The sequence below is a fragment of the Peptococcus simiae genome, from assembly GCF_046569735.1.
Taxonomy (GTDB): Bacteria; Bacillota; Peptococcia; order Peptococcales; family Peptococcaceae; genus Peptococcus; species Peptococcus simiae_A.
Genome location: NZ_JBKICG010000021.1, coordinates 12,770 through 37,316, shown reverse-complemented (window position 1 = coordinate 37,316; position 24,547 = coordinate 12,770). Strand labels below are relative to the sequence as shown.

The following is a 24,547-nucleotide window of genomic DNA, read 5'->3' as shown; positions in this document are numbered from 1 at the left end:
AAACGTGATTATAGAAGTCGGATGGGTCCGTTAAGCTTTCTTGTTAAAGGGACTTATACTTTTTAAGGGGCTGTTTTGCACCTTTATGCTTACTTCTTTATTTGAGATGAATTCTGGCGAACCCGGCAGAAGCGACAAATAGCCGGCTCCTGCACCGGGAGTTCATGAAAGGCCTCCCCACAAAGGCTACATACCTGGTCTGACACTTCAGCTAAGGGTTGCCAGGCCGGGGAAACAATATCGGCTACCTTCAAGGGGGCTTGCCAATGCAAACCATCAACAGGGCAAATATCTCGACAAAGGCCACATTGGCTGCATAAAACAGGGGCATAGGCTAAAAGAGCCCCGCCGTCTATTTCGTCCATCCGCAAGGCACCATGAGGACAAATCTTGCTACAAGCGCCACAAAACTGACAGGCCGCGGCCTCCAGAGACCTATAAGGCAATTCTTGATCCAAGGCCAGGTCTTCTGCCACTTGAAAGGGCTTAATGAGCAGACTCCGTCTAGGCAACCGCCTTTCAGCAGACTGGCTAGCATAATAAGCCAGCTGGAGCTGCCATTCCTTCTTCCCTGTCTCCTGAAGGTACTGGAAACCATCTGCGATAAAGGCCCGTCGGCTCCTTTTACGATCAAAAAACCGCTCCAAGGCTGCCGGATCTCGAATAATCAGCAGACGATCCCTATGAGGAATAGTCAACCGATCTAGGCGGACAGTCAAGCTTTCCGAAGACCAGTCATTGACGCAGCTGTCACAGGCCTTTTGATCAACATACAAGACCAGCTGGTCCGTTTTGGCTAAAATAGGGGCTAGCCACTCTGGTTCCAGCTGAGTAAAACAAGAAATCCGCCCGTCTACCCGAGCTTCGCCTGGGTCATGGCTGCAGCCGATGACAAGCCGGTCCTTTTTGCTGATATAATCAGCCAAAAGAAAGGCATCCAGGGTAAAAACCCGCTCAGGACAATCCCGCACACACCGGCCACAGGCTCGGCAACTCTGTACCAGCGGGCCCTTATCTGTCAGCTGGATACCTTGCTCCGGACAAATATCAGCACATAGGGAACAGCTGGCCTGGGGCGAGCAGGTATGGACACAAAGGGAGGGGCTGACCTTGATTTCTCCGATGAGTTTATTCAGGCCCCAATCAATGAGCTTCATAATATCTCCGCTTCCTTTGGCAAGTAGACCGTAAAGGTGGATCCGTCGCCTAGGGCACTGGTAGCCGTTAACTGCCCGCCATGGGCTTCCACAATAGACTTGGCGATCCAAAGGCCCAAACCGGCGCCATGGCCTTCTTTTTCAACATTTTTACTGGCTGTATCAAAGGCCTTAAAAATATGGCCAAGCTGGTCGGGCGTCATCCCTGACCCGGTGTCCTGAATATCCAAATAGATAGCCTCATCCAGGTCCCGGACCGCTAATTTGATCAGGCCGCCAGGCGGGGTAAACTTAAAGGCATTATCCACAATATTGACCAGGACCTGTCTAAACTTATTCGGATCTAGCTCTACCTGGGTGCCTCGAGGGATATCGTTAATCAGCTGAACGCCAGTATCCTGCATCCGCAGCTCAAACTGCCCCTGAATTTCCAGCCCCATCAGGTAAAGGTCTGTAGGAACCACAGCCAGGTCCAGTTGGTCACTGGAAATCCGGGCCCAGTCCAAGAGCTGGTTAATGGTTTCTAATAGGGCATCCGATTCCCTCATAATTTTTTTCGTATAGATACGCTGCTTAGGGTTCAGATCACCGGCGACTTCCCGGTCCAATAATTCCGCAAAGCCTTTGATAATATTTAAGGGTGTCCGCAACTCATGGCCGATTTCCGCCACATAATAGACCCACTCATTGGCCTTGGACTTATACATGTCCTGCCTCCATAATATCTGCCGCATGGGCTTTTATAATCTCTGTAATATCTTCATAATGGCCTTTTTCTTCCTCGTAAATGCGTTGTAAAATAGCTTTTTCTTCTGTTTTTTCGACCATGTTTAATAAAGTCTCATAATAAAAAACCGCCGCTTCTTCTTTGGCCAGGTAGGTGACCATAAAGGCCATAAGACCTTCAGAAAAATCGGGCGGCTCATATGAAGATACGCAGGCCAAGTCAGGCGCCAATTGACCCAGCAGGCCGGATAGATAGCTGGCATGATTCAACTCTTCCTGGGCATAATGAATAAACCGTACTTTTAAATCAAGCCGACTGATTTCCTGGGCCATACATACAAAAGCATCTGCTGATTCTAATTCATCTAGCAGGCCACGGCACAGAACTTGAATAAGCTCATTACTCATAAATCCTCCACTATCTCATTCTATCTCATTTTAGGACGTATATCTGATTTTAAATGTTGTTTTAAAAGAGGTAGGCGCCGAAGTTTAAAGATACGCACGGTTGAAGATACCAGTATAAAGGCTAGGGCAATACAGCCGCAAGCGACCAAGGAATCGGTTGCATAGCCCATAGATACAGAAATATTCCCGGCTATAAAATTTTCGATTGCCCGGTAAACACCAGCCCCCGGTACAATCGGCAAAACCCCTACAATGAGGTAGACCATGACCGGCACCTTGGTCAACCTGGCCATGACTTCTGCATAAATAGCTAAAACCACAGAGGCTGTAAAAAAGTCAAAGGCTTCTCCGGCAATCACATTTAAATCAAAGGCAAGCTTGCCAAGGGCCCCACCTAAGGCTGTCCAGAATAGCAAACGCCCCCGCAAATTATATAAAAGAGCAAACCCCAGACTGGCGAGAAAAGAATATAAATATATCACGATAACCAATTCCACCCTTCTGATACAGCCCAATAGCCTACCGTACTCCCAATAGCAATTGCACATCCAACCAACAGGCATTCAATACCTGCTACCATGCCGGCGAGGAGGTCTCGGGCAATGACATCACGGATAGCGGTTGTAAAAGCCACCCCAGGCACTAAAATCATCAGCGTTCCTGTGATAACCTTACCTAGCTCTAACCCTGGCATAAATAAAGAACAACCGGTAACAACCGTTGTGTGAATAAAGCTGGCCACAACGGTGACAAAAAAGCTATTGGCATGGAAGCGCTCCATCTGGATACAGAGGGCCTTGGCCAAAAGCACGGCGCTCATACCAACCAGGGCATCCAGTAAGGTCCCCCCAAAGAAGAGGGTAAAGGCAAAGCCTACCATCGCTGCTGCAAAAAGCTGCATGGGAAAGCCATAGATGGGCCGGTTCCGGATTTCCTTAATCTGCTTGTCAATATCAGCCAGGGGCGGTTTTTCTGCACATACCTGACGGACATAGTCATTGACCTCACAGACAATATCATAGTTGGTTGCCCGTGCATACACCCTTTTGCTTTTTGTGACCGTCGCCTGCTCAGGCGTTTCCATAGAAATAATAATGAGGTTCGGGATAGCAAAAACCTCCGTCGTTTCAATGCCATAGGCATTTAAAATTCGCTGCATCGATTCTTCCACCCGGTATATTTCCGCCCCATTGGTCAAGAGCAGGACCCCCAGCTTAATAGTAAGACCTAAAAGCTGGTGGTAGGCGATTTCAGGGTGAACTTTAGGCTGCCCTTCCGGCTGTACCAACTCAGTCATTATCTTCCCCTAGGTAGCTGGCCCGGATAATATCTTGGCGGGTAACAATGCCCAATAGCTCATCCTCTTCATTAACAATCGGTAGCCGGTTGATTTTTTTGCTAAGCATCAACTGGGCCAGCTCGGAGACATCGGCATACTCCGGCAGGGTAATTGGTTCGGAGGACATCAGCTCTTCCACCTTACTGGCCGTAAGCGCCTTGAGTTCGTCTTTTATTTCCCGCTGGTTAATGGGGAAAGCGCTATCTAAAAACATTAAATATAAGGGTTTTTGCAGCGGCCTTTGCTGCTTCACTAAATCCCCTTCTGTGATGACCCCAACTAAGCGGTGATGGCTATCAACAACCGGTGCCCCGCTAATATTATGCCGGATAAAAAGTTCTGCCACTTCCTTCAAATCCATATCCGGCGACACTGTAATGACCTCTTTGGTCATAATATCTTTTGCTAACATGGTGACAACCTCCTTACAAGTGAAGTATGTCAGCTGACAAGACAAGCTTAAAAGAAATGCTCAGTTTTTAAAAAACGTAAAAACTCTTCATTAGCCTGAGTTTTAAATTTCTTTTTATGGTAGACAATCCGGAACCGCCGTTTAAACTCGTCTTCTTTTAACTTCGTCATGGACAGGGTCCCTGCCTTTAACTCATTCTTAATTGCCCAGTGAGAGAGAATGGTAAAGCCATGGCCTATCTTGACGGCTGTCTTAAGGGCCGTCGTGCTGCCCAAGCGCATGATTACATTTAAATTATTGGCGGAAAAACCGGCTAATTTCAAATGATGCTCAATTTCTGCTCGGGTGCCAGACCCCTTCTCTCTAGAAATAAAGGGGTATTTATCTAATTCAAAGACTGAAATGCTATCCAGCTTTGCCCAAGGATGGTCTGGACTGGTTATGACGACTAATTCATCGTCCAGGAAGGGAATAGATTCTAAGTCTTTCCCGACCGGTGGTCCCTCAACCAAGCCTACATCGAGGGTGGTCCCGTGAATAGCCATTTCTATTTCATCTGAATTGGAAACATCTAAAGAAAGAGTGACTTTCGGATGTCTTTTTTTAAAATTGCCGAGAATATAGGGTGCAATGTACTCACCAATGGTATTGCTGGCTCCAATCCGCAAGCGACCGATGATACTGCTGTTTAATTCCTGCATATCTCTTTCCAGATTTTGCTGCATATTACTCATTTCTGTAGCAAATTTATAAAGTAATTCGCCACTTTCAGTGAGAATAATATTCCGGCTAACCCGATCAAATAACCGGGTACTGTAATGTTCCTCCAGCATTTGAATTTGAAAGCTTACAGCTGGTTGCGTTAAAAAGAGGGCTTTTGCAGCCTTAGAAAAACTTTTCTTTTCAACAACCATTAAAAAGACCCGAATACTATCATTTAACATGGTCCACCACCTCCTTATCCCCTAAATTTTTTTCAACATTTGCTTGTGCTAAATATTGGATTAGATGGCTACAAGCTTCTGATTCAAAGTGACTCTCATTCAGCAAAATATTGAACCTTCTTGGCATAGGCACTTCTTTAATCCGTACAATAGCAGCTAATCCTTCTTGAAGCAAATCTTGAACCGCCCATTTACTCATGACAGAAATGCCTAGACCACCGATAATAGCCGATTTAATGGCAGTAATATTCCCGATTTCCATAATGATATTCAGGGATTCAATATCAAATTCTGCATCAATTAAGGCCTGTTCAAAAATAAGCCGACTGCCGGATCCCGGTTCACGGATGATAAAGGGTTCTCCAGTCAATTCTTCCAACTGGACCTCTTCTTTTTCAGCCCAAGGGTGATTGCTAGGCACAACAAGCACCAATTCATCTTCCAGAATACTTTGGAACATCAATTCCTCATGTCTGACCTGACTTTCAACTAAGCCGACATCAAGGTATTTAGATAAAACGAGTTCTTCAACTTCTCGCGTATTATGAATTTCCAGCGTAATATCTACATCGTTATATTCTTTTTTAAAGGCACATATAATATTCGGCATGACGTATTCGCCAACGGTCCGGCTGGCCCCAATCATCAGGGTCCCTTTCACGTGACCTGTTAATTGCTGCATCTTCCGTTCCAATTGACTTTGCAGATCATTCATAGAAAGGGCATATTCTAATAGAAGTTCGCCGGCTTCAGTCAGTTTAACATGCCGGTTGACCCGGTCAAAAAGCATGGTTTGATAGTACTGCTCTAGTGTTTGTATTTGAAAGCTAATGGCCGGTTGAGTAAGATTCAGGGCTTTAGCGGCTTTAGAAAAGTTCTTCTTTTCAGCCACTGTAATAAATACCTTCAAACTATCACTTAACAAAAATTTTCCCCCTTTTAAAAATAATAATATGCAAAATAATCCGAAAGAGCTTCCTTCATGAGCCCTTCCGGCGGTGCAAAGATTGTCATGAGCTGACCTGTCAGCGGATGGTTAAATTGCAACTCCCAACTATGTAAAGCCTGCCCCTTGAACCCTAAGGCCTCTCCCCCATCCCCATATAGCCAGTCACCCAGGCAGGGGTGGCCAATGTGAGCCATATGAAGGCGGACCTGGTGGGTACGACCGGTCCACAGGCGAACTGCGGCTAAAGAATAGCCCTCACTACAAGCTAGGCAATCGATATCACTGATGGCTAAGCGTCCCTCTGGCTTGATCTCACGTTTAAAGGGGTGGCCTGTAATCCGACCAATCGGTGCCTGCACCCGGCGAAAAGCAAAGGGGAGGCAGCCCTGCACGATGGTTAAGTAGCGCCGTAAAAACCGGTGGGACTGAAAGCCCTCGGCTAATGTCACATGGGCCTGGTCAGTCTTGGCAACCAGTAAGGCCCCGGAGGTATCCCGGTCTAACCGATGGACAATCCCGGGCCGGTAATAATCGCTACCTGTCGATAGCCGGGTATGGGCGAGCAAGCCATGAACGAGCGTCAGCTCGCCGTTATTACCCCTTGGGTGGACCAAGAGCCCCGCCGGCTTATTGACAACAAGAAGCAGGTCATCTTCATATAATATATCTAAGTGCATATCAACCGGTGTCAGCTGGATGAGGGCTGGGGCCTCCACTTGCAGCCGATCACCATCTTGTAAGAGGTAGCCGGCCTTGGTCACAGCTTGACCGTTAACCAGGACCCGGCCTTCTTTGACAGCCTTTCGGATAGATGACCGACTCGTATCCAATTCAGCGGCTAGCCAAAGGTCTAATCGGGCCTCCTTACTGACCCTTACTTTTAGGTCATGAGGGCCTTGTATCTGATTCATCTTTTAGAATATACACCACCATTAATCCAACACCACAAGTCACGGCAATATCGGCTATATTAAAAATTGGGAAAAAATGGAAATCAAAGAAATCCGTTACCTGCCCCTTGACCAGGCGGTCAATTAAGTTGCCAAAGGCACCGGCTATGATTAAGGCTGTCGCGCCGTCCAGCAACCGGGAGGACTTGACTGCATGAAACTGGTACAAAACCAGGAGGGTCAACAAGGCAAGAGTAAGTACAATAAAGAGAAGCCGGTTACCTGCCAGGATACCAAAGGCTGCCCCCGGATTTTCAATATAGGTCAGTGACATAATGGACGGAATAACAGGAATGGATTCCCCCAGGGCCAAGTTCTGACGGATGACCCACTTGGTCACTTGATCTAGTCCTACCAGGGCCAGCACTGCTGCCCAAAATTTCATCTTCATAGGCCTATTCAAAGCTGTTGACCATAGACAGGAGTTGGGCAAGCCATTCGCTGATGCCCGGCAGGTTCATGGTAATGATATTCTTTAAAATCATACCTGCAATAGCTAGGACTAAGGCTAAGCCGATAGTACCGCCAAGGCCTCTGGCTAGGCCTATTAAGAAATTCATAAATAACAAGCGGAAGGGGTGGGCGATGTAACTGGCATATTCGGCTAGCCGGGCCTTATCCATTGCAGCAATGAGCTTGTCAAACTTTTCCTGGTTAGAGCCACTGTCATCGACCATGTTTTGAAGCTCATCCCTTGCCTCTTGATACCGAATATCCGGTGATTCTTCATCCTTTTTCTTGCCAAAAAAAACCACAACATTCCTCCCGATTAATTATTCAGCGCATGAATGGGCGCCGGAATCCGGCCACCGCGTGCTACAAACACATCCGAGCTATAGCTGCTCACGTCCATAATAGGTGCATAGCCTAAAAGGCCACCAAACTCTACCTGATCGCCAACGGTCTTACCCGGTACGGGTATCACCCGGACCGCTGTCGTTTTACGGTTAATCATCCCGATGGCTGCTTCATCAGCTATCATGGCAGCAATGGTTGAAGCAGGTGTATCGCCAGGAATAGCAACCATGTCAATGCCAACCGAGCAAACCGAGGTCATAGCCTCGAGCTTATCAAAAGATAAGGCCCCCTCTTCTGCTGCCCGGATCATCCCGGCATCTTCACTGACTGGAATAAAGGCACCTGACAGGCCCCCTACGTGAGAACTGGCCATGGCACCGCCCTTTTTAACCGCATCATTGAGCATGGCCAGGGCGGCTGTCGTCCCATGGGCCCCTACCCGTTCCAGGCCAATGGCTTCTAAAATATCCGCCACCGAATCACCAACTGCCGGCGTCGGCGCCAGGGACAGGTCAACTATCCCGAAAGGGACCCCAAGGCGGTCAGCAGCAACCCGCCCGACCATTTCGCCGCTACGGGTAATCTTATAGGCCATCCGTTTGATACGCTCAGCAATGGCATCAAAGCTTTCTTCTTCCCTGCCTTGAAGGGCTGCCAGGACAACGCCCGGCCCGCTGACCCCGACGCTCAAGACCGCAGCCCCTTCACCAATCCCGTGAAAGGCCCCGGCCATAAAGGGGTTATCTTCAACAGCGTTACAAAAGGCAACGAACTTGGCGCAGCCCAGGGCATCCCTGTCCTTGGTCCGCTCAGCTGTTTCCTTGATAATATCGCCCAAAAAGGCCACGGCGTCCATATTAATGCCGGCCTTGCTGGAGCCCACATTGACCGAAGAACAAACCAGGTCTGTCTCAGCCAGGGCTTCCGGAATACTGGCAATGAGCTCCCGTTCAGCATCCGTCATCCCCTTCTGGACTAGGGCGGAAAAGCCCCCTAAGAAATCCACCCCTACTGTCTTGGCGGCCCGGTCCAGGGCCTTGGCCAGGGCCACATAATCCCGTTTATCACAGGCTTCGCCAATAATAGATATAGGTGTAACCGCAACCCTTTTATTAATAATTGGAATCCCATACTCAGCAGAAATCGCTTCACCTGTTTCCACTAAATGTTCTGCATACCGGGTGATCTTGTCATAAATCCGGCGGGAAACATCGTCCACATTTCTTGAAATGCAGTCCCGCAAGGAAATACCCATGGTAATGGTACGGATATCCAGGTTCTCCTCAGAGACCATATGGATGGTTTCAAAAATTTCTGTTGGGGTTAGGCTCAGTTTCATTGGTAGCTCCCATCTATACCCGGTGCATAAAGTTAAAAATATCTTCGTGCTGGCAGGTAATTTGTGTTTTTGTTTCCTCAGCAATTTCTTGTAAGGCTTGGTTTAAATCAGCTAATTGGATGGTCGCTGAAGAGATATCGACGACCATAATCATAGAAAAAAAACCGTCAATGATGGTTTGACTGATATCCAGGATATTGACACTGTTTTTAGCTAACTCGGTCGATACCCGGCTGATAATTCCCTGGTGGTCTTTACCTACAACGGTAATAACCGCTTTTATGGTTTGCGTCTCCATGAATCCTCCTAAAGTTAGGACAAGTGTTTTTGCACAATATAGCGGATGATGTTAGACCGGCTAATGACCCCAACCAGTTTGCCATCAGCTTCAACCGGCACTTTTTTGATCTTCTTCTTGCCGAGGATTCTTGCCACATCATCAATGGCCTCATCCTCATTCACTGTAATAGCCTTGGTCGTAGCCAGCTCCATGACATTGATCTTAAGGAGGTCCTCCAGCTTTTGATCGAAGCTTTCAATATCATACCAAACGGTGATAAAGCTGGTCATATCAATAATACGAGGGTCCTGTTTAGCGATATACTTCATAATATCACCATCACTGATAAAGCCTACGATGGATTGGTTGTCATCAATAATAGGTAGGCCGCTGGTCTTCTTATCGACAAGCACCCGCAGAACATCAGCAATAGTATCTTTTTCGTTAACCGTATAAACATCCGTTTCCATAATATTACGAATCGGTTCTGACATTGGCTTTCTCCCCTTTATTCAAGTAAAGCATAATTTTTACTTATAATACCGCATGTCGCCTCATTTGTCCAGTCTTAGCCTTCTATACATATAATTTAAAATAAAAGGAACACTCGCCCGAAAGCGAGTGTTTGTTTTGGTATTGAAGCATTATTTTAATTGGTCCGCAATGTTCCCTGCTAGGTCTAATTCGCCAGTCTTCTTACCATCTTTGATGATGATCACTGCAGCATGTTTATCATCATTTAACTCAACATCGAATTTTGAAGCTAAGGTTTTTTTCCGGGTGTAGTCAGCTTCCATGGTCTTATAGTCTAAACCCGCTTCAGCCACAACCTTGTCTACGGCATTCACTTTTTCCAAGCTGTCATCGTAGTCCGGGGTCCAGAAGGAAAGTAAGAGCGGTTTTTCGGAATTCATGATGTTTTCTTGAATATCTTTTTGCTCTTCAATGAACCGTTCCGCAGCGGTAGCAGCAGTGGCTCCATCGCCGACAGCGGTAGCAATTTGCCGTAAATATTTGTCGCGAACGTCACCGACGGCATAGATCCCTTCTAAGTTGGTTTCCATCAGGTCGGTGGTTGGGATGTAGCCCCGGGAGCTGGTTTCAAGACCAGTCCCTTCCAGGAAGGCCGTTTGCGGCACCAAGCCGACAAAGAAGAATACCCCTTGGCAAGCCAGGTCACTGATTTCACCGGTTTTAACATTTTTCACCTTAACGCCTTCAACACTGTCTTCACCATAAATGGCATCTAAAACAGAGTTCCATATGAAGTTCATTTTGGGGTGCTTAAAGGCCCGTTCAGCAGCTTGCTTGTTGCAGTCTAAGATACCTTCTTCGTGTAAAACGATAACGGTGATCTTTTCAGCAAATTTAGCGATGAACATCCCTTCTTCAATGGCCTGGTCACCACTGCCGACAACAACAACGTGTTGGTCTTGGAAAAATTCAGCGTCACAGGTTGCACAGTAGGCAACGCCATCACCGGTGAATTCTTTTTCCCCGGGAATCCCTAAGACCCGGGCTTCGGTCCCGGTTGCAATAATAACCGCCGGCGCCGTATATTTGTGTTTACGGGTTGTGAGAACCTTCAAGTCATCGCTAAAGTCAACGGTTTTGACGGCTTCTTTCGTAATGGTGCAGCCGAATTTTTCAGCGTGGTCACGCATAATGCCGGTTAGCTCAGGACCGGTGGTATCTGGAAAACCAGGATAGTTAACGATTTCACGGGTGGTAAAGGCCCGACCGCCAACGCTACCTTTTTCAACAATCAAGGTGTTCATTTTTGCCCGGCCACCATAAATACCGGCTGCTAAACCAGCGGGGCCAGCACCTAAAATGATTAAATCATAATTCTTTTCTTCTAAGGGTTTTCTTGCCATTTAAGCCTTCCTCCAAATTCAAAAAGATATAAAAAATATATGGATTATATTAACACTACTATTATAGCAGATAATTTTCTGAATGCTAGCAATAAGCAAGCCTTGATAGTCTGTTTGCTTATTGGATAGATTTGTTTTTTTTATTGACCGGCACTGGCCAGGGGCACCACCCGGATATGGTCACAAATTTCCTGGGGCACTTCCAGCTGACCGGTGCCGATTTGGATGAGAGAGGCCACTGCCCGCTTTAAGACCACTACGGTCATTCCAACATGAGCGCCTATTTGCTCGAAAATCCCCTCATTATCAATGGCAACAATTTCCCCTAGGGTTCCTTCCTGTAATTCGGATAAGGTACAGGTCTTATTGGTTTTTAAGGTCATCTCGGTCACGCTCCTCCTCATATACTGATGTAGCTAGCCGGTAGAGCTCTGTTATCTTGTCCGCTTGGATGATTTCCTGTATAACCTGGACGGTAATGGGCTCACCAGGAGATATAATAGGCCGGCCTTCCCGATTGGTAATCGGTCGGGAAACGGTTTGACCACCCAGCTCCTGCATAACCACCTCAATGTCCCGCTCATGACGGTCACGGGAGGTTTTTTCCATCATCCGGTCAAAGAACTCGCCCAACTGAGCGTTAATCTTACTGGTCACCCGGTTGAAGTCGTTGAGCAAGTCATCGGTATTGGCATTTTTAACCCGGTCACTTATTTTCCCACCAAGGTCATTTAATTGCTCACCCAGGCGGTTAAGAATTTCTTCAGACCTTTGCCCGCTAGCCCCTTCCTTGCTGCCTTGGCCCAACTTGAGAGCTTCCTGGTATAGGGCCGGATCTACAGGAAAAAAGTCCACTTGGTCGGTATCGCCGGTCAAGATTAAGGCATCCGTACCCAGCCGGCAGTCATCCCGTATGGCAAGGGCTACCGGTTGACCGGCTGCTTGGCCCAGCCGGCCACCGGTGACCAAGAGTTCTACCAACTTGCCTTCTCCATCAATAGCGGCGTCGATGATGTTCGCCAGTAAAATTCCTTCTTCATTAATGATCGGCAAGCCAATGAGGTCATGGCCGGCCAAGGCCCCGTCTTCTGCAATGTCATCAACAACAATCACATCACCGGCATAGGCCTTTATCCCTGCCTGGGGAATAAAGCCCTGGTTGGATAAGGTCAGGCCCGCTAATAAAGGCTTTGCTTCATAGAATAGCCAGCGAGACCGATCATCTAAGAGGCGACCGGACCGAATATCAATGATATCTTTAGCCATTAGGGATAAAATACTATATTTTTCTGCAGGCATATTAGACCCCTCCTAGGATTCTTTTTTCCGGGCCGTCCTGGCTTCAACCACTTGGCAAATCCGAATGGATAGCTCATAGAGAACCAGCATCGGCAGGGCCAAGAGCAGTTGACTGACCACATCCGGTGGTGTGAGGATAGCAGCCAAAAAAAGGATGATAATCACTACATATCGCCGCCATTTTTTTAGAGACTGGGCCTTAACCAAACCCGCTTTGGCTAAAAGCCAGGCCAGCAAGGGCATCTCAAAAATCAGGCCAAAGGGTAATAAAAAGCGACCGACAAAATCTAAGTAGTAATTTGCTGTGATTTGTGGCTCAAAGTTGCCCCCAAATTGGTAGAGCAAAATACCGAGCGCCGGCTTCAATACCAATATATACCCAAAAGCCAGGCCGGCTAAAAACAAGAGGGTGCCCACCAGGCTGGCTGTTAGAACCAAAACCCGCTCATTTTTATAGAGGGCCGGCAGGATAAAGGAAAAGACCTGCCAAATAACAATAGGACTGGCCAAGACAAACCCTGCCAGGAGGCTCACTTTAAAGTAGGCGACAAAGCCTTCAGACACGCCAATAAAAATCAGCTTCTGGCCTTCCGCCTGAATAGGTGCTATCAACCAACCCATTAAGAGCTCCCGCCACAAGCCAAAGCAGAGTAAGCTGGTTAAGCCAACAGCTATGACGCTCACCAGAATCACCCGGCGCAAGGCTTTAAAATGCGCGGATAGTGGCAACTCCTTATCTGCCATTGGCGCTCTCCCTTCCTTTATTCGTCCTTATCTTTTTGCTTATCCTCCGGCTCCTTGATGAGGTCGCGGATAAAGTCATGGCTGGCCTCCTGGCCCCGACGGATAGCATCCATATCGCCCTTCATCTCATCGGCATCCAGGCCATCCGTGAGGTTATTTTTTAAGTCATCGGTAACGCCATTGATGGTTTGGCGGAACTCTCTGACCACCCGGCCAAATTGACGGGCCGTTTGTGGCGCCTTATCCGGCCCTAGAACCAGGACAGCTGCCAGCAAAATAAGGATTAACTCGCCAAAACCGATTGCCCCAGAGATCATTTGCTTTCGTCCTTATGGTCTGGGCCCTTGCTTTCTTCTGTTCCTTCATCCTTGCCATCTTGGGAGACTTCTTCCTTAAACTCCCGGACCGATTGCCCTAAGGACTTACCGACACCCGCTAGGCGGGACCCGCCAAAGACCACTAAGGCGACAACAATGACCAGAAGCAGTTCCATACTACTAATCATACCGGTTATCATTTTTTTCACCTCACCTAAAAGTAGCAGCCTGGCACACCAATCGAGGTGTGCCGCTGCCAAGTTATTTTATCATATCACGAGACCGCTTCTGCAACAAGATTATAAATTTCTCAGTATATCCAGCCGGTCTTCAACAGTTGTCAATTCACCCTTGTAGCTGGTTAGCTTTTCCCTTTCCTGGTTGACCACTTCAGCCGGGGCCTTGGTCACAAAGCCCTGGTTGTTCAATTTTCCTTCCAGGCGCTTTATTTCACCCTGGAGGCGTTTTTCTTCTTTTTCCATCCGGGCAATTTCTGTTTCCAGGTTCAGCAGTTCTTTGATGGGCAGTAAAATCTGGACAGAGCCGGTCACAGCACTGACAGCCTGCTCAGTCAAGTCATTATCTGCACCAACCTTGACCTCGGACGCAAAGGCTAAAAGCTGGAAGGCTTCCTGCTGGTCTTCGAATAAGTGCCGGAGGTCTGGGTTGGCAATAACCAGGTGGATGGGGGCCCGTTTACCGGTCGGTACATTCATATCATGGCGGAGGCCACGAACGGCCTTAACGGCATCCATCACCAGGGTCATGTCAGCTTCTGCCTGGTCATCAAGCCAGGTCTCGATTTGAGGCCAGTCGGCAATCATGATGCTTTCCCCCTCATGGGGCAGCTGCTGCCAGATTTCTTCTGTAATAAAGGGCATAATCGGGTGCAGGAGCAGGAGGGCGTCTCTTAAGACAATTGCCGATGCCTGCTGGGCCTCCACTTGGGCTTCAGGGCCGTGTTTCCCATAGAGGCGGGGTTTGGCCAGTTCAATGTACCAGTCACAGTATTCATCCCAAATGAAGTCTGTAATCGCCCGGGTGGCTTCGCCCAGTTCATAATGGTCCAGGGATTCGGACACATGGGCGGCTACCTTGGCCAGGCGGGCGCCAATCCAACGGTCATACAGGTGACGGGGCTGGAAATCGCCCTTGAGGACCGACTGGTCTTCAGGCTGGTTCATCAGAACAAAGCGGGCCGCATTCCAAAGTTTATTGGTAAAATTCCGGGAGGCTTCGATTTTTTCCTGGCGGTAACGGGTGTCGTTACCTGGGGTCGTCCCGGTAACCAGGGTCATCCGCAAGGCATCCGCTCCATAGCGGTCAATTTCTTCCAGGGGGTCAATGCCATTGCCCAGGGACTTACTCATTTTCCGCCCCTGGTCATCTAAGACCAGACCATGAATGAGGACATCATCAAAGGGTTTCTGGCCAGTCAGTTCATAGGCATCGAAAATCATCCGGGCCACCCAGAAGAAGATGATGTCCCGACCGGTTACGAGAACGCTGGTCGGATAAAACATGTCCAAGTCTGCAGTCTTCTCAGGCCAGCCTAAGACTTCGAAGGGCCATAAACCGGAACTAAACCAGGTATCCAGGACGTCTTCATCTTGCTGGAGCCTTTTAGACCCGCAGATGGGGCAGGCGTCAGGATCATGGGCTTCACAAATAATGTGTCCACATTCCTGGCAGGTCCATACCGGAATCCGGTGGCCCCACCACAATTGACGGGAGATACACCAGTCCCGAATATTTTCCAGCCAGCTGGTATAAATCTTAGTGAACCGCTCCGGCACAAATTTAATGTCACCACTATAAGCCGCTTCCAGGGCCGGCTTCACCAGTTTTTCCATGGCTACGAACCACTGCTTACTGACCCGGGGTTCAATGGCTGTATGGCAGCGATAGCAGTGGCCGACAGCGTTATCGTAGTCTTCCACCTTATGCAGGTACTTGGTCCCTTCCAGGTCCTGGATGATTTTTTTCCGGCAGTCAAACCGGTCCAGCCCTGCATAGGCCCCGGCCTTGTCAGTCATATAGCCTTTTGCGTCGATGACTTCGCAGAAGGGCAGGTTATGCCGTTGGCCAACAGCAAAGTCGTTGACGTCATGGGAAGGGGTAATCTTTAGGGCCCCGGTCCCAAATTCTTTATCCACATAGTCATCGGCAATAATAGGAATGGCCCGGTCAGCCAGGGGGATCAGGACTTCCTGACCGATGAGCTGGCTAAAGCGGTCATCTTCGGGGTGAACGGCAATGGCTACGTCCCCAAAGATAGTCTCCGGCCGGGTCGTCGCAATGGTCACATGCTGGCTGCCGTCGGCTGTGTAATAATTCAAATAGTAGAGCTGGCCATGGTGGTCTTCGTGCTCCACTTCAATATCGGAAATCGTCGTTTCACAGTGGGGGCACCAGTTGACAATATAGTCCCCCTGGTAGATGAGTCCCTTATGGTAGAGGTCTGCAAAAGACTTGCGGACCGCATGGGTGCAGACATCATCCATGGTGAATCGTTCCATGCTCCAGTCGCAGGAGGAACCGAGCTTCCGGATTTGCTGGGTGATGGCCTCACCATATTCATTTTTCCACTGCCAGCAGCGGTCAATGAAGGCCTCCCGGCCGATTTCATCCTTACTCGACCCCTCTTCCCGGAGTAGGCTCTCTACCTTGGCCTGGGTCGCAATGCCGGCATGGTCTGTACCCGGCACCCAGAGGGTATTATCCCCCTTGAGCCGGTGGTAGCGGATTAAAATATCCTGCATGGTATTATCCATGGCATGGCCCATGTGCAGGCGGCCGGTAACATTCGGCGGCGGCATGACGATGGTAAAGGGGGTCCTTTCTTCATCGCGGCTTGGTTTAAAATAACCGGCTTTTTCCCAAATATCATACCATTTTTCTTCAATAGCTGACGGATCATACGCTTTAGCGAGTTCTTTTGCCATAAATATCCCCTTTCATGTAAAAAAAGACAGCCATCCTAAAAGGACGACTGTCTGCGTGGTACCACCTTTTTTCGATCCGAAGATCCTCTATGTCGATAACGAGACAAGCCGGAACTGTTCCCACAGTCCACCTCAAAAGCGACCTTCGAGCAGCTTTTCTTCCGGTACTTCCAGCATTTGTACCGGTCTCTGGTAAGTCAGTCCTGCCCTACTCCTCTTTTTCATCGGCATTGATTTTATTTTATAAAGTTTAACCGATTCCCGGTCATTGGTCAATAGCGCTTTAACTGGTTCCCAATCCGAGCATATAGGATACCTGCAACGGTCGTCACCAGGGCCCCCTTAACCAGGTTAAAGGGCAAAACGCAAAGGACAATGAGGCCCTTCAGGTCCACGATATGCCCATTGAGGGCTGCACCGGCCTGGATATAGACCTCCAAAGGAACTTGGAGTAACTTGGCGTACAGGGGCAGAAGCAGGAAGTAGTTCAACAAGCCTGCCGCCAGCATGAGGAGCAGGACCCCAACCACCGACCCAACGACCAAGCGTTTTTTCGAGGGCTGGCGCTGCATCAGCAAGACCGGCGGCAGGACCAAAACGCAACCTGTCAAGAAGTTGGCCAACTCACCAACGCCTGCGGTATAACTGCCTTTAATGAAAAAGATGATGAGGATTTTTAAAAGCTCAACACAAACAGCTGCCAGCGGTCCCATCATAAAGCCGGCAACCAGGACCGGCACTTCGCTAAAGTCCATCCGGTAAAAATCAGGTGCCAAAAAGGGCAAGGGAAATTCAAAATACATGAGCACACTTGCGATAGAGGCCATAAGGGCCATCCGCACCAAGTTTTTCGTTGTGAAAAGCCGTGTTTTTTTCATATTTATGCTCTCAAGTTTTTTTAGAACCGTTTGCGCTTGCTGGCCATGGAAAAGTCATACCACAAGGGGGCTGCAACACCGATGGATGAATAGGCCCCGGAAGCAATACCGATAATCATAGCCAAAACAAAGTAGCGGGTGGTATCCCCACCAAATAAGAAGACCGCAATTAAGGGCAAGAGGGTACTGATAGAGGTGACCAGTGACCGGCGCAAGGTGGCGCTGATGCTGTCATTGACCACATGGGCCAGGTCTTGTCTTTTAACCCGACCAAGATTTTCCCGGATCCGGTCAAAGATAACGATGGTATCGTTAATGGAATAACCGAAAATGGTCAAAATGGCCGCCACAAAGGTAATGTTCACTTCCCATTGGAAAAGGGAAAAGAGCCCGATGGTAATAAACACGTCGTGGAAGAGGGAAATAATCCCGGTAATGGCAAACCGCCATTCGAAGCGGACCGTGATATAGGCAATCATGAGCACCATGGCTATAAAGAGGGCAATGAGCCCCTTTTGCAGGATTTCCTGGCCAATGGTCGGCCCTACAGCTGTCGCCTGCAAGACTTCTGTTTTGCCGAGTTGGTCACTAATGGTTTTCACGTACTTATTTTGATCGTCTTGCTGCATGAACTGGGTCTTGATTTGGAAAGTCCCGTCTGCCAATTCTTGAATCTGATCGCCGCCATGGCCGGTCTTTTCTAAGGCTTGGCGGACATCGGCAATCTTAACCTGCTTATCGACACTGATGTGCAGGTTGGTCCCACCGGTGAAGTCAATCCCAAAGTTCATCCCTTGAATCAGGACCGATGCCAGGCTCGCAATCATTAAAATAATGGAGAGGGCATAAAATATTTTACGTTTTTCAACGAATGTGAAATAAAATGTTTTCATTATCTCCCCTCCTCCTTAGCGATGCGTTTAATGCCATAAAATTCAGGCCCCTTAACTACGCCACTGGAGATGAGGTGGTTTAAAATAAAACGCGTGAAAGTAATCGCTGTAAACAAGCTGATGACAATCCCGATGCAGAGCGTAATAGCAAAGCCACGAATTTCGCCAGTGCCTAGAACAATCAAGACCACACCGGCAATTAACGTTGTTACGTTTGAGTCAATAACGGTCCTAAAGGCTTTTTCAAAGCCAGCCTTCGTTGCCACCCGGACCGTTTTCCCTTGTCGCAACTCTTCCTTGATCCGCTCATAGATAAGCACGTTTGCATCGACTGCCATCCCCACAGATAAGAGGAAAGCAGCGATGACCTGTAAGGTAATCGTAGACCGAATCAGGATCAGGGTACCGGCAAGTAGGAGGGCATAAAGCACTAGGGATAAACAAGCGATAACCCCCGGCCGGACATAGAGGACCAGGATAAGTAGGGCTAATAAAATACTCCCAATAATTGCCGCCTTAATACTCTTTTGAATGGCGTCAGGCCCCAGTTGAGCCCCAACTGTATTTTGTTCAACGACTTCCAGTTTAACCGGCAGGGCCCCTGCATTTAAAAGCATGGCTAAGTTAGAAGCATCATTTAAACTTTCGAAGCCACCACTAATACTGGCTTCACCATTGGTAATCGGTTCTTGAATAAAAGGTGATGAGATTGGCTGACCATCGAGTTCAATCCGGATGACCCGTTGGGGATCTCTCCCGGTTGGGAACTTAGCTACCAGGTCAGAGGTGGCCTTAGCAAAGGCATCTGCCCCATCTTTTTTGAATTTCAGGCTGACGCCAAATTGGTCACCGGCCTGGATGGCCTTGTCATTGGTAATAGCCGACGCATTCTTTAGCTGGGACCCGTTTAAAACCACTTCACCGGTATCTGCCCGAACAAATTCCAACTTAGCAGTGGTCCCAATGAGTTCGATGGCTTTTTCTGTATCTGCAATCCCAGGTAGTTCAACGGCGATCCGGTTGGTTCCTTCTCGTCTAATTTCCGGTTCAGTAACCCCCAGACCGTTAACCCGGTTGGAAATAACCCCCATTGCATCCTGCATTTCTTCATCTGTGGTGCCTTTAGGTGCCTCCAACCGTATCTGGACGCCCCCTTGCAAGTCAAGCCCTAAGTTGGCATGACTCTTGTACACCGGTAACAGAACCACAATCGCTACTGCCAAAAGGACTACAACAGCAGCGACGATGGCTAAACCTCGCCGTTTCAAAAAAATCCCTCCCAAATTATATTATAGACAAAGGTCATTATAGACCTGAAAGCTTGAGTTGGCAAGCCTTTGCCCATCAGCTTTTATTGAAATGCTAAAAAGACGCTAAACCTCAGGTTTGGCGTCTTTTGTGGTAGACAGACTCATTTGATTATTTTTCTTCATCTACCTCGGCATCATCAGGCTTGTTGTCTTCGAAGGCTTCAAACTCTTCTGCATCAACAACAAGGGTATCTGCCTCATTTTTTTCTAAGACGGTGCTAATGGCTTGACGGGTTAATTCAACGGTCAACCCTTCAGCAATTTCAACATAGGCATATTCATCGGTCAGGGCACGAATGTAGCCGGTGATCCCACCAGCGGTGACAACATGGTCACCAACGGTTAAATTAGCCAGCATATCATTTCGCAGTTTCATCTGTTTCTTTTGCGGCCGCATGACGAAAAAGTACAAGAGCCCAAACATAGCGACCAGCCAAATCAGGGTGATGCTGCCCCCGGCAGCGTTTGTTGCAAAAATAGACATAGTCTCCTCCTAAACCTTTATTCCATCATTAAACACTATATTGATCAAAGAAGCGCGCCCGAAAAGCCTGGTAGCGGTCCTCTCGTAGGGCCTCTCTTAGATCCTCCATCAGTTGATTGAGATAATAAATATTATGTACAGACAGGAGCCGGATACCAAAGACTTCTTTTGCCTGGACGAGGTGACGAATATAGGCCCGGGAGTAGTGCTGGCAGGCGTAGCACGGGCAGCCTTCCTGTAAGGGGCTAAAGTCGTCTTCATTTTTCGCATTCCGGATATTTTCTCGACCAAAGGGGGTCCAGAAGGCCCCATGGCGGGCAATCCGGGTGGCTTGGACGCAGTCAAACATGTCGATCCCGTAGCCGACCCCTTCTACCAGGTTATCCGGGTTGCCAACCCCCATCAAGTAGCGGGGCTTGTCTTTCGGAAGTTCATCTGCTGTGCGATCGAGCATGTCGTACATGACTTCATTCGGCTCGCCAACTGAGAGGCCACCAATGGCATAGCCCGGCAGGTCCACTTCCAGGGTCCGACGGATACTTTCCAGGCGGAGGTCAGGGAACATCCCTCCCTGGACAATGCCAAATAAGGCTTGGGCCTCATTTTGATGGGCAGCTAGGCACCGCTTTAACCAACGGTGGGTCCTCTCCATGGACTGGCGGGCATAAGCTTCATCGGCATCGGCTGGGGTACACTCATCAAAGGCCATGATAATATCTGCCCCCAGGGCATTTTCAATGGCCATGACCGATTCCGGTGTAAAGAGGTGCTTGGATCCGTCCAGGTGAGACCGGAAAAGAACTCCTTCTTCCGTAATCTTACGGAGGGCCCCCAGGCTAAAGACCTGGAACCCACCACTATCGGTCAGGATGGGCCCCTGCCAATTCATAAACTGGTGCAGGCCCCCGGCTTTTTTTACCAGCTCGTGGCCGGGCCGGAGGTATAAGTGGTAGGTATTGGCCAGGATGATTTGACTCTTGGCTGCCTTGACTTCCTCAGGGGACAGGGTCTTGACCGTCGCCTGGGTTCCTACCGGCATAAAGGTTGGGGTTTGAATCACCCCATGGGGGGTATGCAGCCGGCCTAACCGCGCCTTGGAATCCGAGGCATCCTGTAACCGTTCAAATTCAAATGCCATGGGTCCTCCTATCGAATAAACATCGCATCGCCAAAAGAGAAAAACCGGTATCGCTCAGCCACCGCTTCTTCGTAGGCCTTTAAGATGGTCTCCCTGCCGGCTAGGGCAGAAACCAACATCAGGAGGGTGGACTTGGGCAGGTGAAAGTTGGTGATCAGGGCATCGGTTACTTGAAAGGTATACCCAGGATAAATAAAAATATTCGTCCACCCCTGCCCTGCCTTCACTTTTCCCGCTTCTACAGCACTTTCAACGGTACGGACACTGGTCGTTCCCAGGCAAATGATCCGCCGGCCCTCACTTTTGGCCCGGTTGAGTTGGTCAGCTGCCTCGTCGGTCACTTCATAAAACTCACTATGCATTTGGTGGGCCATGGCATCCTCTTCCTTAACCGGTTGAAAGGTGCCCAGGCCAACGTGCAAAAGGACCTCGCAGATGTCTACACCCTTGGCTTTAATCGCCGCTAAAAGGTCGCCGGTCATATGGAGGCCTGCCGTTGGGGCGGCCGCTGACCCGCTCTGCCGGGCATAAACCGTCTGGTAGCGGTTGGGTTCTTCCAGCTTTTCATGGATATAAGGTGGCAGGGGCATGGTGCCCAATTCCGCCAGGACTTCTTCAAAAATCCCCTCATAGTGGAAGACCACAAGCCGCCCGGCATCGGTCATGCCGACGATTTCCGCCTCTAGGCGGCCATCGCCAAAGCTAATCCGGGCCCCGGGTTTTAGCCGTTTGCCCGGCCGGACCAGGCATTCCCAGCAGTCCGGCCGGGCGGTAGACCGCTTTAGGAGGAGGACTTCTACCGCTGCCGTCCCCCCTACTTTTTGCCCGATGAGCCGGGCCGGGATGACCTTGGTGGTGTTTAAAACCAGGACATCACCAGCGCTTAACTCGTCTAGTATATCATAGAAATGATGGTGGGTCACCTTCCCCGTATCCTTATCCAGAACCATCAATCTCGATGCACTCCGCTGGTCTAAGGGGTGCTGGGCAATTAATTCTTCAGGTAGATCATAGTCAAAGTCTGACGTTTTTAACACAATCACTGCCACCTATCTTAATAAGCGCATTAGCAGGCTCACGACCACACTAATGACAAGGCAAGAAACAATTGGAAAGAAAAAGGTCCCATGGTCACCTTCAATGACCAGGTCCCCAGGTAAACGGGGAATCCCCCGTCCGCCTGCCTCGAAAAACCATATCAGGCCACCGAGGCAAACAAGAACCAGTCCCAGGCCGACGAGCATCTTACCCATCTGCCGGCCCCTTTTCCGTTGGAGGCATAGCCAGACCCAGATGCTTATAGGCCAGCGGGGTGGCCATCCGGCCCCGCGGGGTCCGGTTAATAAAGCCCTGTTGCAGGAGGAAGGGCTCACACATATCCTCCAGGGTCCCGCTATCCTCATTTAAGGTCGCCGCCAGGGTATCCAGGCCAACCGGTCCACCGCCATACTTGAGGATAATCGTTTCCAGGAATAAGCGGTCGACCTGGTCCAGGCCCAGCCGGTCAATTTGCAGGGTATCCAGGGTCGCCTTGGCCAGGTCCTCGGTGATCACCCCATCCGCCTGGACCTGAGCAAAGTCCCGGACCCGCCGCAGCAAGCGGTTGGCAATCCGGGGGGTTCCCCGGGCTCGCCGGGCCAGCTCGCCGGCCCCGGCTTTTGTAATGGGCACTTGTAAGAGGGCGGCACTCCGCTTGATAATCTCTTCTAAATCCCGGTGGCTGTAAAAATCCAGCCGCTCAATAACCCCAAACCGGTCCCTTAAGGGTGCCGCTAAAAGGCCCGCCCGGGTGGTGGCCCCAATTAAGGTAAAGGGGGCCAGGTCAACCCGTAGGGTCCGGGCCGCCGGTCCCTTGCCCATGATAATATCCAGGGCATAGTCTTCCATGGCCGGGTAGAGGACTTCCTCAACGCTCCGGTTAATCCGATGGATTTCATCAATAAAGAGGATATCCATGGGCTCCAGGTTGGTTAGGATGGCTGCCAGGTCTCCGGGCCGCTCAATGGCCGGACCGGAAGTCACCCGGAGCTGGACATGCATTTCATTGGCAATGATTTGGGCCAGAGTGGTCTTACCGAGGCCCGGGGGGCCATAAAAGAGGACGTGGTCCAGGGCCTCTCCCCGGTCTTTGGCAGCCTGGACATAGATATTCATATTCGCTTTGACCCGGTCTTGACCGATGTAGTCCCCAAAGGTCTTGGGCCGGATGGATATATGGTCTAGGTCATCGGGCAGCTCCTGGGGGGATATGATTCGTTCATCGCGCACGCCTGTCAACTCCTATGCTTACCGAGTAAGGTTAAGGCTTCTTTTAAAAGGGCCGATTCGTTCCCTTCTTCTTTGGATAAGAGGGGGCGGACTGCCTCTATTTCGACCATCTGGTAACCGAGGCCGAGAAGGGCATCTGTCACCAGGTCCAGGGCCGATGAAGGGGCCGCCACTTGGTCGGCCACCCATTCTTCAGGCAGGTCTGCCGAATCAAAGGCCCCCTCCAATTCTAAAAGGATCCGCCCGGCTGTCTTCTTGCCGCAGCCGGGGAGCTTCAAGAGGGCCTTCTCATCCTTAGCCAGGATGGCCCGGATAATATCGTCTGCCCCTGCAGCCGCCACCATGGCAACTGCACTTTTGGCTCCAATCCCTGTAACGGACCGCAGCCGGTGGAAGACATCCCTCTCCCTGCCGGTTTCAAAGGCGTAGAGCTCGATGGCATCCTCCCGCACATTGGTATAGGTGTAGACGGATAGGGCCTCGCCCACCTGGAAGCGGACTCGAGGATCGCAACCAAACTGGAGCTCATAGCCAACGCCGCCAACCATAAGGATTAAACTTTTTGCGTCTAGGGCAAAGACCTTCCCTGTTAGGTAGCCAATCATTTAAAGCCCTCCCCTCATATGCGCATGACAGATAGCAATCCCCAGAGCATCGGCGGCGTCATCCGGCTTGGGCATGTGGTCCAAACGCAGGACTTCCTTGACCATCCGCTGGACCTGCTTTTTTTCTGCCATTCCATAGCCAACCACCGCTCTTTTCACCTGCATGGGTGTATATTCGCCAATGGGGATTTGGTGCCTTTCGGCCTGTAAAAGAAGGATACCCCTAGCCTGGCCAACCGTAATGGCAGTGGTCGTATTCCGGCCAAAGAAAAGCTTTTCGATGGCGATTTCGTCAGGCTTAAAGCGGTTAATCACTTCGTCAATTTCATTATAGATGGTCAATAACCGCCGGCTCATCGCATCCTCAGCCGGCGTGGTGATGGTGCCGTAACAAACCCCGCTGACCCTTCCCCGGATATAGCGGATAACGCCATATCCGGTCGTGGCCGTTCCTGGGTCAAGTCCCAAAATAATCATGGCGCCTCCG

Annotated in this window: 31 protein-coding genes and 1 other annotated feature; all 31 genes read right to left on the bottom strand. The window is 49.7% G+C overall.

Annotation, left to right across the window (positions count from 1 at the left end):
• Nucleotides 1-89: 89 nt before the first annotated feature.
• Entirely contained in the window at nucleotides 90-1,157 is a 1,068-nt protein-coding gene (locus ACLGL1_RS08530; protein WP_411008255.1) for a 4Fe-4S dicluster domain-containing protein, read from the bottom strand.
• The gene (locus ACLGL1_RS08525; RefSeq protein ID WP_411008254.1) at nucleotides 1,154-1,864 is read right to left on the bottom strand and encodes a sensor histidine kinase; all 711 of its coding nucleotides are present in this window, start codon (nucleotides 1,862-1,864) and stop codon (nucleotides 1,154-1,156) included. The genes ACLGL1_RS08530 and ACLGL1_RS08525 overlap by 4 nt, the downstream gene beginning before the upstream one ends.
• Complete coding sequence (locus ACLGL1_RS08520) at nucleotides 1,857-2,291, bottom strand: ferritin family protein (RefSeq protein WP_411008253.1); 435 nt, start codon at nucleotides 2,289-2,291, stop codon at nucleotides 1,857-1,859. The genes ACLGL1_RS08525 and ACLGL1_RS08520 overlap by 8 nt, the downstream gene beginning before the upstream one ends.
• Before the next feature lie 20 nt (nucleotides 2,292-2,311).
• A complete protein-coding gene (locus ACLGL1_RS08515) occupies nucleotides 2,312-2,773 on the bottom strand; it encodes a threonine/serine exporter family protein (RefSeq protein ID WP_411008258.1) in 462 nt (153 codons plus the stop codon).
• The gene (locus tag ACLGL1_RS08510) at nucleotides 2,770-3,588 is read right to left on the bottom strand and encodes a threonine/serine exporter family protein (protein ID WP_411008252.1); all 819 of its coding nucleotides are present in this window, start codon (nucleotides 3,586-3,588) and stop codon (nucleotides 2,770-2,772) included. The genes ACLGL1_RS08515 and ACLGL1_RS08510 overlap by 4 nt, the downstream gene beginning before the upstream one ends.
• Nucleotides 3,581-4,042, bottom strand: coding sequence for a CBS domain-containing protein (locus ACLGL1_RS08505; protein ID WP_411008251.1), 462 nt, complete (start codon nucleotides 4,040-4,042; stop codon nucleotides 3,581-3,583). The genes ACLGL1_RS08510 and ACLGL1_RS08505 overlap by 8 nt, the downstream gene beginning before the upstream one ends.
• Nucleotides 4,043-4,089: 47 nt before the next feature.
• Nucleotides 4,090-4,986, bottom strand: a complete 897-nt coding sequence (locus ACLGL1_RS08500) for a selenium metabolism-associated LysR family transcriptional regulator (RefSeq protein WP_411008250.1) — start codon at nucleotides 4,984-4,986, stop codon at nucleotides 4,090-4,092.
• Nucleotides 4,976-5,911, bottom strand: coding sequence for a selenium metabolism-associated LysR family transcriptional regulator (locus ACLGL1_RS08495; protein ID WP_411008249.1), 936 nt, complete (start codon nucleotides 5,909-5,911; stop codon nucleotides 4,976-4,978). Before ACLGL1_RS08495 ends, ACLGL1_RS08500 begins: the two co-directional genes overlap by 11 nt.
• A gap of 14 nt (nucleotides 5,912-5,925) precedes the next feature.
• Nucleotides 5,926-6,846, bottom strand: coding sequence for an RluA family pseudouridine synthase (locus ACLGL1_RS08490; RefSeq protein ID WP_411008248.1), 921 nt, complete (start codon nucleotides 6,844-6,846; stop codon nucleotides 5,926-5,928).
• Nucleotides 6,821-7,270, bottom strand: coding sequence for a signal peptidase II (lspA, locus tag ACLGL1_RS08485; protein WP_411008247.1), 450 nt, complete (start codon nucleotides 7,268-7,270; stop codon nucleotides 6,821-6,823). Before lspA ends, ACLGL1_RS08490 begins: the two co-directional genes overlap by 26 nt.
• Before the next feature lie 10 nt (nucleotides 7,271-7,280).
• Entirely contained in the window at nucleotides 7,281-7,640 is a 360-nt protein-coding gene (locus ACLGL1_RS08480; RefSeq protein WP_411008246.1) for a DUF5665 domain-containing protein, read from the bottom strand.
• Between the two features lie 14 nt (nucleotides 7,641-7,654).
• Nucleotides 7,655-9,022: a PFL family protein gene (locus ACLGL1_RS08475; RefSeq protein ID WP_411008245.1), complete on the bottom strand. Its 1,368-nt coding sequence runs from the start codon at nucleotides 9,020-9,022 to the stop codon at nucleotides 7,655-7,657.
• Nucleotides 9,023-9,035: 13 nt separating this feature from the next.
• A complete protein-coding gene (locus ACLGL1_RS08470) occupies nucleotides 9,036-9,305 on the bottom strand; it encodes an ACT domain-containing protein (protein WP_411008257.1) in 270 nt (89 codons plus the stop codon).
• A gap of 29 nt (nucleotides 9,306-9,334) precedes the next feature.
• The gene (locus tag ACLGL1_RS08465) at nucleotides 9,335-9,796 is read right to left on the bottom strand and encodes a CBS domain-containing protein (RefSeq protein WP_408976724.1); all 462 of its coding nucleotides are present in this window, start codon (nucleotides 9,794-9,796) and stop codon (nucleotides 9,335-9,337) included.
• A gap of 150 nt (nucleotides 9,797-9,946) precedes the next feature.
• Nucleotides 9,947-11,179, bottom strand: coding sequence for a thioredoxin-disulfide reductase (gene trxB, locus ACLGL1_RS08460; RefSeq protein WP_411008244.1), 1,233 nt, complete (start codon nucleotides 11,177-11,179; stop codon nucleotides 9,947-9,949).
• 140 nt (nucleotides 11,180-11,319) lie between these two features.
• Nucleotides 11,320-11,562, bottom strand: coding sequence for a FeoA family protein (locus tag ACLGL1_RS08455; RefSeq protein ID WP_411008243.1), 243 nt, complete (start codon nucleotides 11,560-11,562; stop codon nucleotides 11,320-11,322).
• Nucleotides 11,543-12,478, bottom strand: a complete 936-nt coding sequence (locus ACLGL1_RS08450; RefSeq protein WP_411008242.1) for a PRC-barrel domain-containing protein — start codon at nucleotides 12,476-12,478, stop codon at nucleotides 11,543-11,545. The genes ACLGL1_RS08455 and ACLGL1_RS08450 overlap by 20 nt, the downstream gene beginning before the upstream one ends.
• A 12-nt stretch (nucleotides 12,479-12,490) precedes the next feature.
• Nucleotides 12,491-13,222, bottom strand: coding sequence for a twin-arginine translocase subunit TatC (gene tatC / locus ACLGL1_RS08445; protein ID WP_411008241.1), 732 nt, complete (start codon nucleotides 13,220-13,222; stop codon nucleotides 12,491-12,493).
• 17 nt (nucleotides 13,223-13,239) lie between these two features.
• Nucleotides 13,240-13,539 carry a twin-arginine translocase TatA/TatE family subunit gene (locus ACLGL1_RS08440; protein ID WP_411008240.1) on the bottom strand — a complete coding sequence of 100 codons (300 nt, stop codon included), beginning with the start codon at nucleotides 13,537-13,539 and terminating at the stop codon, nucleotides 13,240-13,242.
• The gene (locus tag ACLGL1_RS08435) at nucleotides 13,536-13,739 is read right to left on the bottom strand and encodes a twin-arginine translocase TatA/TatE family subunit (protein ID WP_411008239.1); all 204 of its coding nucleotides are present in this window, start codon (nucleotides 13,737-13,739) and stop codon (nucleotides 13,536-13,538) included. The genes ACLGL1_RS08440 and ACLGL1_RS08435 overlap by 4 nt, the downstream gene beginning before the upstream one ends.
• A gap of 99 nt (nucleotides 13,740-13,838) precedes the next feature.
• On the bottom strand, nucleotides 13,839-16,484 hold the full coding sequence (locus ACLGL1_RS08430; protein ID WP_411008238.1) for a valine--tRNA ligase: 2,646 nt from the start codon (nucleotides 16,482-16,484) through the stop codon (nucleotides 13,839-13,841).
• A 36-nt stretch (nucleotides 16,485-16,520) separates the two neighbouring features.
• Nucleotides 16,521-16,718 (bottom strand) — a binding site (T-box leader).
• A gap of 38 nt (nucleotides 16,719-16,756) precedes the next feature.
• Nucleotides 16,757-17,362: an ECF transporter S component gene (locus tag ACLGL1_RS08425; RefSeq protein ID WP_411008237.1), complete on the bottom strand. Its 606-nt coding sequence runs from the start codon at nucleotides 17,360-17,362 to the stop codon at nucleotides 16,757-16,759.
• A 20-nt stretch (nucleotides 17,363-17,382) separates the two neighbouring features.
• Complete coding sequence (gene secF / locus ACLGL1_RS08420) at nucleotides 17,383-18,255, bottom strand: protein translocase subunit SecF (RefSeq protein WP_411008236.1); 873 nt, start codon at nucleotides 18,253-18,255, stop codon at nucleotides 17,383-17,385.
• On the bottom strand, nucleotides 18,255-19,523 hold the full coding sequence (gene secD, locus ACLGL1_RS08415; protein ID WP_411008235.1) for a protein translocase subunit SecD: 1,269 nt from the start codon (nucleotides 19,521-19,523) through the stop codon (nucleotides 18,255-18,257). The genes secF and secD overlap by 1 nt, the downstream gene beginning before the upstream one ends.
• Before the next feature lie 151 nt (nucleotides 19,524-19,674).
• Complete coding sequence (gene yajC, locus ACLGL1_RS08410; RefSeq protein ID WP_411008234.1) at nucleotides 19,675-20,049, bottom strand: preprotein translocase subunit YajC; 375 nt, start codon at nucleotides 20,047-20,049, stop codon at nucleotides 19,675-19,677.
• A 28-nt stretch (nucleotides 20,050-20,077) separates the two neighbouring features.
• Complete coding sequence (tgt, locus tag ACLGL1_RS08405) at nucleotides 20,078-21,187, bottom strand: tRNA guanosine(34) transglycosylase Tgt (RefSeq protein ID WP_411008233.1); 1,110 nt, start codon at nucleotides 21,185-21,187, stop codon at nucleotides 20,078-20,080.
• An 8-nt stretch (nucleotides 21,188-21,195) separates the two neighbouring features.
• The gene (queA, locus tag ACLGL1_RS08400; RefSeq protein WP_411008232.1) at nucleotides 21,196-22,224 is read right to left on the bottom strand and encodes a tRNA preQ1(34) S-adenosylmethionine ribosyltransferase-isomerase QueA; all 1,029 of its coding nucleotides are present in this window, start codon (nucleotides 22,222-22,224) and stop codon (nucleotides 21,196-21,198) included.
• A 12-nt stretch (nucleotides 22,225-22,236) separates the two neighbouring features.
• The gene (locus ACLGL1_RS08395; RefSeq protein ID WP_411008256.1) at nucleotides 22,237-22,431 is read right to left on the bottom strand and encodes a DUF2905 domain-containing protein; all 195 of its coding nucleotides are present in this window, start codon (nucleotides 22,429-22,431) and stop codon (nucleotides 22,237-22,239) included.
• 1 nt (nucleotide 22,432) lies between these two features.
• The gene (gene ruvB, locus ACLGL1_RS08390; RefSeq protein WP_411008231.1) at nucleotides 22,433-23,464 is read right to left on the bottom strand and encodes a Holliday junction branch migration DNA helicase RuvB; all 1,032 of its coding nucleotides are present in this window, start codon (nucleotides 23,462-23,464) and stop codon (nucleotides 22,433-22,435) included.
• Nucleotides 23,461-24,060, bottom strand: a complete 600-nt coding sequence (gene ruvA / locus ACLGL1_RS08385) for a Holliday junction branch migration protein RuvA (protein WP_411008230.1) — start codon at nucleotides 24,058-24,060, stop codon at nucleotides 23,461-23,463. Before ruvA ends, ruvB begins: the two co-directional genes overlap by 4 nt.
• Nucleotides 24,061-24,537, bottom strand: a complete 477-nt coding sequence (ruvC, locus tag ACLGL1_RS08380; protein WP_411008229.1) for a crossover junction endodeoxyribonuclease RuvC — start codon at nucleotides 24,535-24,537, stop codon at nucleotides 24,061-24,063.
• Between the last annotated feature and the right edge of the window lie 10 nt (nucleotides 24,538-24,547).